General features: G+C 58.4%; 5 protein-coding genes and 1 pseudogene. 1 reads left to right on the forward strand and 5 read right to left on the reverse strand.

Annotation, left to right across the window (positions count from 1 at the left end):
• On the reverse strand, positions 1-1,766 hold a 1,766-nt coding region (lptD, locus tag ACW14G_RS21100; RefSeq protein WP_455648768.1), incomplete at its 3' end, for an LPS assembly protein LptD.
• Positions 1,767-1,949: 183 nt separating this feature from the next.
• Here lptD and djlA point away from each other — a divergent pair.
• Positions 1,950-2,774 (forward strand): co-chaperone DjlA, encoded by an 825-nt coding sequence (gene djlA, locus ACW14G_RS21105; RefSeq protein WP_163448241.1) that lies wholly within the window; start codon positions 1,950-1,952, stop codon positions 2,772-2,774.
• Positions 2,775-2,876: 102 nt separating this feature from the next.
• On the opposite strand, the gene rluA is transcribed toward djlA, so the two are convergent.
• From rluA to araD, 4 genes and pseudogenes are all read right to left on the reverse strand, one after another.
• The gene (gene rluA / locus ACW14G_RS21110) at positions 2,877-3,536 is read right to left on the reverse strand and encodes a bifunctional tRNA pseudouridine(32) synthase/23S rRNA pseudouridine(746) synthase RluA (protein WP_163448242.1); all 660 of its coding nucleotides are present in this window, start codon (positions 3,534-3,536) and stop codon (positions 2,877-2,879) included.
• 11 nt (positions 3,537-3,547) lie between these two features.
• Positions 3,548-6,454 (reverse strand): RNA polymerase-associated protein RapA, encoded by a 2,907-nt coding sequence (gene rapA / locus ACW14G_RS21115; RefSeq protein WP_163448243.1) that lies wholly within the window; start codon positions 6,452-6,454, stop codon positions 3,548-3,550.
• 130 nt (positions 6,455-6,584) lie between these two features.
• Complete coding sequence (polB, locus tag ACW14G_RS21120; RefSeq protein WP_455648769.1) at positions 6,585-8,942, reverse strand: DNA polymerase II; 2,358 nt, start codon at positions 8,940-8,942, stop codon at positions 6,585-6,587.
• Positions 8,943-9,057: 115 nt separating this feature from the next.
• Positions 9,058-9,218, reverse strand: a pseudogene (araD, locus tag ACW14G_RS21125) (L-ribulose-5-phosphate 4-epimerase); the annotation flags it as partial.

Consider the following 9,218-nt stretch of genomic DNA (forward strand, 5'->3'; position numbering starts at 1 on the left):
CGAGACTCGGTGAAATAGTAGATTTGACCAACAGAAACGTTAAAACGTTCAACGGCGGCGTCATCATAAACACGTGATGTGACGCCGGTCGTGATCTGGTTTGCGGAGGCAATGCGGTCGAGACCACTGTAGGTACGATCGCGGAACAGGCCGGAGTAGTCGGACTGCAGCAGCGTGGAGTCGTAGTTGTTGATCTTACTCTGGTCGCGGTACGGCACGTACAGATACTGTACGCGCGGCTCCAGCGTTTGAGTGTAGCCCGGGCTGAGCACCATATCGCGCTCGAACACCATCTTACCATCGACTTTCAGCTGCGGCATGGTGCGGCTGACGGAGCTTGCCAGCGGATTATGGCTGCTGTCGCTGTTGTAGTCGTCGATATTGGTCTGGTCATAGTGCGTTGCCAGCAGCTTGGCTTCGGTGTTCAGGCTACCCCAACGATTGCCCAGCGGCAGGTTGATGGTTGGCTCAAGGTGAACACGCGTCGCTTCTGGCAGGCTGCCGTTGGTGTTGACGAACTTCACCGCCTGGGCGTAGACGTGGGTATCAAACGGCCCTACGTCGTTCTGGTAGAAGTTAACATCCAGCTGTGGTTCAGCTGAATAGGAGTTGCTGTTACGGCGGTCAAAGACCTGGAACTGTTTGGTCGACACGGTGGCGTCGAAGTTTTGATCCGCATAGCCTACGCTCAGCTTCTGCGTGGCGTAACCGTCGGTACTGGAACCGTACTTCGAGTCAAAGTCGTTGAAGTAGTCCGGATCGCTGACTTTGGTGTAGTCGATATTGAAGCGCCACACCTGATCCATCACCCCGGCATGACGCCAGTAGAACAGCCAGCGGCGGCTGTTATCGTCACTCGGGTGGTCGTTAGAATAGACGCTGTCCGAAGGCAGATAGTCCAGCTCGAAAAGGCCTTGTCCGGCCTGGGTCAGATAGCGGAATTCGTTCTCCCACATCACGCCACCACGCTTATCCATGTAGTGCGGCGTGATCGTCGCATCCATGTTTGGCGCGATGTTCCAGTAGTACGGCAGCATGAACTCGAAGCCGTTGGAACTGCCATACTTGGCGTTGGGGATCAGGAAGCCTGAACGACGCTTGTCGCCAACCGGCAACTGCAGGTACGGGCTATAGAACACCGGCACGGGGCCAATTTTGAAGCGGGCGTTCCAGATCTCAGCGACCTGCTCTTCGCGGTCGTGGATGACTTCACTGCCCACCACGCTCCAGGTGTTAGAACCCGGCAGGCAGGAGGTAAAGGTACCGTTTTCCAGAATGGTATAGCGGTTTTCGCCGCGCTGTTTCATGACGTCGGCGGTACCGCGGCCCTGACGGCCAACCATCTGGTAGTCGCCTTTCCAGACGTTAGTATCTTTGGTATTCAGGTTTGACCAGGCTTTTGGCCCTTTCAGAATCACCTGATTATCGTCATAGTGGACGTTGCCGAGCGCATCAACGGTGCGCACCGGCGTAGCCATACCCTCAGCCTGCTTTTGGTGCAGCTGAACTTCATCAGCCTGCAGGCGGCTATTACCCTGATTAATATCGACGTTGCCTTTAAATGAGGCATTATCCGGGTAGTTGCCATCGGCGTGGTCGGCCGTAATGGTGACAGGCTGCTCGTTTGTCGGACCGCTCACCAGTGGACGATCGTAGCTCGGTACGCCAAGCATACATTGAGAGGCGAGATCGGCTGCCATTCCCTGCTGGCTGTACAAGGCGCTGGCGATCATGGTCGCGAGGAGAGTGGGAATACGTTTTTTCATACGTTGTATTTGTTGTTCCGTCATCTATAGCATTGCGGCATGCAAACGGTCAGAGACTAACGTACTCATCGTTGTCACGCTAGTTTTATCCTGCCCGTTCTCGCCAGAGGTGTTATGCACGGCATTGAATGACAGGTATGATAATGCATATTTTAGCCGCTGGCATGACGATTTGGGGAGTATATGCAGTATTGGGGAAAAGTGATTGGTGTGGCGGTTGCCCTGATGATGGGCGGCGGCTTCTGGGGCGTAGTCCTCGGGCTGCTCGTGGGCCACATGTTTGATAAGGCGCGCAGCCGTCGCGTGAACTGGTTTGCTAACCAACAGCAGCGTCAGTCGCTGTTTTTTGCGACCACGTTTGAAGTGATGGGGCACCTGACCAAATCGAAAGGGCGCGTGACGGAGGCTGATATTCATATTGCGAGTCTGTTTATGGACCGCATGAATCTGCACGGTGAGTCGCGTACGGCGGCGCAGCAGGCGTTTCGCGTCGGTAAGTCGGATAATTACCCGCTGCGCGAAAAGATGCGTCAATTCCGTAGCGTGTGCTTCGGGCGTTTCGATCTGATTCGGATGTTTCTTGAAATCCAGATTCAGGCGGCGTTTGCCGACGGATCGCTGCACCCGAACGAGCGCGACGTGCTGTACATCATTGCCGAAGAGCTGGGTATCTCCCGTGACCAGTTTGACCAGTTCCTGCGTATGATGCAGGGCGGCGCGCAGTTTGGCGGCGGCTATCATCAGCACTCTCAGGGCGGTCAGGGTGGTGGCTGGCAGCAGGCGCAGCGCGGGCCGACGCTGGAGGATGCCTGCAATGTGCTGGGCGTGAAGCCGAGCGACGATGCCACGACCATCAAGCGCGCCTATCGTAAGCTGATGAGCGAACATCACCCGGATAAGCTGGTGGCGAAAGGGCTGCCGCCGGAGATGATGGAGATGGCCAAGCAGAAGGCGCAGGAAATTCAGAAGGCGTACGAGCTGATTAAAGAGCAGAAAGGGTTTAAGTAAGCGCCCGGCCCTGTCCCCAAAGGGGCAAGGGAGAAAACCGAAACCTGAAGCGCATGCGAACGGTTACCTCTCCCCTGCGGGGAGAGGTAAAACTGGCGCGGTCTAAAAATCCACTGGCGCCTTAAACGTCATGCTATTGCCAAACTTTGGATGCGTAATGGTTAACGTCTCGGCGTGCAGCTGCAACCGCGGCGCCATCGCCAGCGCCTCGTCGTGGGCGTAGAAGCGATCGCCGAGAATCGGGTGGCCCAGCGCCAGCATGTGCACACGCAACTGGTGAGAGCGCCCGGTAATCGGTTTGAGCTTCACCCGCGCGGTGTTATCCGCCGCATACTCCAGCACTTCATATTCCGTTTGCGCCGCCTTGCCGGTTTCATAGCACACTTTCTGCTTTGGCCGGTTCGGCCAGTCGCAAATCAGCGGTAAATCCACCAGACCTTCCTGCGGTTGCGGATGTCCCCACACGCGCGCCACGTACTGCTTTTTCGGCTCGCGCTCGCGGAACTGGCGCTTAAGCTCCCGTTCCGCAGCTTTGGTCAGGGCCACTACGATCACACCGCTGGTCGCCATATCCAGACGGTGTACGGACTCCGCCTGGGGATAATCGCGCTGCACGCGGGTCATGATGCTGTCTTTATGCTCCTCAAGACGGCCCGGGACGGACAACAAGCCGCTCGGCTTGTTGACCACCATAATGTGCTCATCCTGATAGAGAATAACCAGCCACGGGTCCTGCGGCGGATGGTAGTTTTCCATTCCCATAACGGCTCCGGTTACTGGTGAGTGACGACGATCAGACGCAGCGCGTCCAGACGCCATCCTGCCTGGGACAGGCTTTCCATCACCTGCTGACGGTTGCTTTCAATTGCCGAAAGCTCATCGTCGCGGATGTTCGGGTTCACCGCCTTCAGGGCTTCCAGACGCGACAGTTCGGCGCTGAGTTTCTCGTCCGCCTCTTCACGCGCGGCGGCAATCAGCGCCTGCGCGGCTTTCTCAATCTGCGCTTCGCCTTTTTGCAGGATTGTGTGCACATCCTGCTGCACCGCGTTCACCAGCTTGCTGCCGGTATGGCGATTCACCGCGCTGAGCTGACGGTTGAAGGTTTCAAACTCGACCTGCGCGGCGAGGTTGGTGCCATTTTTGTCGAGCAGCATACGCACCGGCGTCGGCGGCAAGAAGCGGTTGAGCTGCAGCTGCTTCGGCGCCTGAGCTTCCACCACGTAGATCAGCTCCAGCAGCAGCGTGCCGACCGGCAGCGCTTTGTTTTTCAGCAGCGAAAGGGTACTGCTGCCGGTGTCGCCGGAGAGGATCAGATCCAGCCCGTTGTGAATCAGCGGGTGTTCCCAGGTCAGGAACTGAGCGTCTTCGCGCGACAGGGCGATGTCTCGTTCGAAAGTGACCGTGCAGCCGTCTTCCGGCAGGCCCGGGAAGTCCGGCACCAGCATGTGGTCGGACGGCGTCAGGACGATCAGGTTCTCGCCGCGGTCATCCTGATTGATGCCGACGATATCGAACAGGTTCATCGCGAAGGCGATCAGGTTGGTGTCGTCATCCTGCTCTTCAATGCTTTCTGCCAGCTTCTGCGCTTTTTCGCCGCCGTTGGAATGGATCTCCAGCAGACGGTCGCGCCCCTGTTCGAGCTGTGCCTTCAGCGCATCGTGCTGCTCGCGGCTGGATTTAATCAGCTCGTCGAAGCCTTCGGTGGTTTCCGGCGCGGCCAGATAGGTGATCAGCTGGTCGTGCACGCTGTCATAGATAGTACGACCGGTCGGGCAGGTATGTTCGAACGCATCCAGACCTTCGTGGTACCAGCGCACCAGCACGGACTGCGCGGTTTTCTCTAAATAAGGTACGTGGATCTGAATATCGTGCGCCTGGCCGATACGGTCCAGACGGCCAATACGCTGCTCCAGCAGGTCCGGGTTGAACGGCAGGTCGAACATCACCAGGTTGCTGGCGAACTGGAAGTTACGGCCTTCGGAGCCGATTTCCGAGCACAGCAGCACCTGCGCGCCGCTGTCTTCTTCGCCAAACCAGGCGGCGGCGCGGTCGCGTTCGATAATCGACATGCCTTCGTGGAACACGGCGGCGCGGATGCCTTCACGCTCGCGCAGCACTTGCTCCAGCTGGAGCGCGGTAGCCGCTTTGGCGCAGATAACCAAAACCTTCTGGGAGCGATGGCTGGTCAGGTAGCCCATCAGCCACTCAACGCGCGGGTCGAAGTTCCACCAGGTGCCGGTATCGCCTTCAAACTCCTGATAAATCTGTTCCGGGTAGAGCATGTCGCGCGCGCGCTCTTCGGCGCTTTTGCGGGCGCCCATAATGCCGGAAACCTTAATTGCCGTCTGGTACTGCGCCGGCAGCGGCAGTTTGATGGTGTGCAGCTCGCGTTTCGGGAAGCCTTTCACGCCGTTACGGGTGTTACGGAACAGCACGCGGCTGGTGCCGTGGCGGTCCATCAGCATGCTGATCAGTTCCTGGCGCGCTGCCTCGGAGCCTTCGCGATCGCTGTTGGCGGTTTGCAGCAGCGCTTCGATATCCTGCTCGCCAATCAGCTCGCCGAGCATGTTCAGCTCGTCGTTGCTGAGCTTATTCCCCGCCAGCAGCAGCGCCACGGCGTCAGCCACTGGACGGTAGTTTTTCTGTTCTTCGACAAACTGCTCAAAATCGTGGAAGCGGTTCGGGTCCAGCAGGCGCAGACGGGCAAAGTGGCTTTCCATTCCGAGTTGTTCCGGCGTTGCGGTCAGCAGCAGGACCCCCGGTACACGCTCGGCCAGCTCTTCAATGGCCAGATATTCGCGACTTGGCGCGTCTTCGCTCCACACCAGGTGGTGCGCTTCGTCGACGACCATCAGGTCCCACTCGGCGTCGCACAGATGCTCCAGGCGCTGTTTGTTGCGGCGCACGAAGTCCAGCGAGCAGATCACCAGCTGTTCGGTTTCAAACGGGTTGTAGGCATCGTGCTGGGCTTCGGCATAGCGCTCGTCGTCGAACAGCGCGAAGCGCAGGTTGAAGCGGCGCAGCATTTCAACCAGCCACTGATGTTGCAGGGTTTCCGGAACAATAATCAGCACGCGCTGAGCGGCGCCGGAGAGCAACTGTTGGTGCAGGATCATCCCGGCTTCAATGGTTTTCCCTAAGCCCACTTCGTCTGCCAGCAGGACGCGCGGCGCATGACGACGGCCGACGTCATGGGCGATGTTGAGCTGATGGGGGATCAGGCTGGTGCGCTGGCCGCGCAGGCCGCTCCACGGCATGCGGTATTGCTCGCTCTGGTATTTACGCGCGCGGTAGCGCAGCGCAAATCGGTCCATACGGTCAATTTGCCCGGCAAAGAGACGGTCTTGCGGCTTGCTGAACACCAGTTTGCTGTCGAGCAGCACTTCGCGCAGCATCACGTTGGTTTCTTCGGTATCCAGGCGGGTGCCGATATATGCCAGCAGGCCATTTTCTTCTTTAACTTCATCAACGAGCAACTGCCAGCCTTCATGGCTTGTGATCGTGTCGCCGGGGTTGAACATTACGCGGGTCACGGGGGAGTCACTACGGGCGTACAGACGGTTCTCTCCGGTTGCCGGAAAGAGCAGGGTGACGGTGCGTGCATCCATTGCAACAACAGTACCAAGTCCCAGTTCGCTTTCTGTATCGCTGATCCAGCGTTGACCAAGTGTAAAAGGCATATATGTTCGGCTCTATCTTTAATAAATTGCAGGCAATATTCAGCCACCACCTGAAAGGAGGCGGCGAGTGAATTTGGTCCAGGAATGGAAAGGGCGCTATGGTACTGGATGGCGGGACGTTAGTCACCTGTCAAAACAACCCCAGTTGCCCCGTCACTATTGTAGCAAAATCGTCGTCAACAAAGGGGAGAATTCCTTCGGCGACGGGGGCTAATTGTTTGGTGAGATAGTGGTCGTAGTCGAGCGGCGACTGCTGGTAGTCCAGTGGCTCCGGGCCGTTGGTGGTCCAGACGTAGCGGATGCTACCGCGCTGCTGGTACTGCTGCGGACGTCCTAACCGCACGTTCTGTTCATCAGCAAGGCGCGCGGCGCGGACATGCGGCGGCACGTTACGCTGATAGTCTGCAAGCGGACGCCGCAGCTGCTTGCGGTAGACTAACTGTTCATCCAGCTCGCCGTTCATCAGCTTATCAATGGTTTCGAGGATAAAATCCCGGTACGGTTCGTTGCGGAAGATGCGCAGATACAGCGCCTGCTGGAACTGCTGCGCCAGCGGTGTCCAGTCGGTGCGCACGGTCTCCAGCCCCTTATACATCATCCGCTGCTTGTCGCCGTCCTGAATCATCCCGGCATAGCGTTTCTTGCTGCCGGTATCGGCACCGCGAATGGTCGGAATCAGGAAACGGCAAAAGTGGGTTTCAAACTCCAGTTCCAGCGCGCTGGTCAGCCCGCTTTTTTGCAGCTCGTCGGCCCACCATTGGTTCACGAAGCCGACCAGCGCGCGGCCAATGGTTGCTGCCTCTTCTTCGCCATGTGCGCGTTTGAGCCAGACGAAGGTGGAGTCAGTATCGCCGTAAATCACGTCATAGCCCTGAGACTCAATCAGCGCCCTGGTCTGGCGCATGATCGCGTGGCCGCGCATGGTGATAGATGACGCTAGGCGCGGATCGAAAAAGCGGCAAGCGCTGGTGCCCAGCACGCCATAGAAGGCGTTCATAATGATCTTTAGCGCCTGAGAAAGCGGCTTATTTTTCTGCTGTTTGGCTTCATCACGGGCGTGCCAGATCTGGCTGACGATCCCTGGCAGACAATGTTTGTCACGCGAAAACCAGGCATCCAGAAAACCTTCGGTACTGTGCGCCGCATCGGGGTGCGCCATCCCTTCAATCAACCCAACCGGATCGATCAGGAAAGAGCGGATGATCGACGGGTACAGGCTTTTGTAGTCGAGGACCAGTACCGAGTCGTACAAGCCGGGGCGGGAGTCCATGACATAACCGCCGGGACTGGCCTGCGGCGGCACTTCGCCGAGATTCGGCGCGACGTAACCGAGGCGATGCATCCGCGGAAAATAGAGGTGGCTGAAAGCCGCGACCGAACCGCCGTGCCGATCGACCGCCAGGCCGTTGACCGTGGCGCGCTCCAGTAAAAAAGGCATGATCTCGGTTTGGTGGAAGATGCGCGTCACCAGCTCGCAGTCTTTGAGGTTATAGGTCGCCAGTGCGGGCTTATCTTCGGCGAAACGGCGGTCAATTTCGTCCATTCGATCCCATGGGTTATCTATCGCCTTGCCTTCGCCCAGCAGCTCGCGGGCGACGTTCTCCAGCGAAAACGAGGTGAAGTTCCAGAAGGCGGATTTCAGCGCCTCGATGCCGTCGATAATCAGCCGCCCTGCGGCCTGAGCGAAGAATACGCCGTTCTTAAAGCCGTGTTCACGCCACTCCAGTTCGCTGCCGCCGCGCCCGAGCAATAGCGGCACTTTGTAGCGTTCGGCGCTTTTTTGCAGTACGCGCAGGTCGAACTGCACGACGTTCCAGCCAATCAGCACGTCCGGGTCATGTTCGGCAAACCAGGCGTTGAGTTTTTCCAACAGCAGCGGGCGGCTGGCGACATATTCGAGATGGAAATCGACCTGCGGCGGCTGCGCGGGCGGGCTGCCGAGCATGTAGACGGTGCGTTGCCCGCAGCCTTCCAGCCCGATGCAGTACAGTTCGCCGTGGCGGCTGGTTTCGATATCCAGCGACACCCATTTCAGCGGCGGGCGGTACTCGGGGTGCGGCTTCATGCGTGCGTTACGCAGCCCGGTTGCCGATTTTTCGCCTTCAACCCACACGGGGGCGGTGATAAAGCGCTCCATCAGATAGCGCTCCGGCGGGCGGATATCGGCTTCGTAGACGGTGATGCCGTTCTCGCGGAGCACTTTTTCCAGCCGCATGAGCTGGCGATGGGCGCGGCAGTACAGGCCGAAAACCGGCTGACGGTGGAAATCTTTGAGGGCCAGCGGGGCTACCCGTACGCCGTTTTCGCCGTGCAGCAGGCGTTCAACCTGCGTACGCTGAGATTCAGGGATAAATGCAACAGATTCCTGCGGCGGCAGGGTGACCTGTAGCGGGCCGTCGTCGGTCGCCAGCCAGAAAGCCAGTTCAGTGCCCTGCGGTGTATCCCGCCAGTGGCGGGTGAGTAAAAAACCGGCTTGTGGCTGCGTCACGCGTGCTCTCATCAACAAAAAACCAGGCTTGAGTATAGCCTGGTTTGGATAAAGAAGCTGGTGTTTTATACAGGTGTTGCCGGGGGATTCCGGAGTAGGCTGCGCCTCGTCCAGGCTACTGCCCGTAATACGCTTTCGCGCCGTGCTTGCGCAGATAGTGCTTATCCAGCAGCGTCTGCTGCATCTCCGGTAACTGCGGCGCCAACTGGCGGCAGAAGATGCCCATATAGGCGATCTCTTCCAGCACGATGGCGTTATGCACCGCGTCTTCGGCGT

It is taken from the genome of Kluyvera sp. (assembly GCF_965301105.1).

Coding starts and splice junctions, on each gene's coding strand:
- djlA (WP_163448241.1), top strand. CDS start 1,950: ATGCAGTATTGGGGAAAAGTGATTGGTGTGGCGGTTGCCCTGATGATG.
- rluA (WP_163448242.1), bottom strand. CDS start 3,536: ATGGGAATGGAAAACTACCATCCGCCGCAGGACCCGTGGCTGGTTATT.
- rapA (WP_163448243.1), bottom strand. CDS start 6,454: ATGCCTTTTACACTTGGTCAACGCTGGATCAGCGATACAGAAAGCGAA.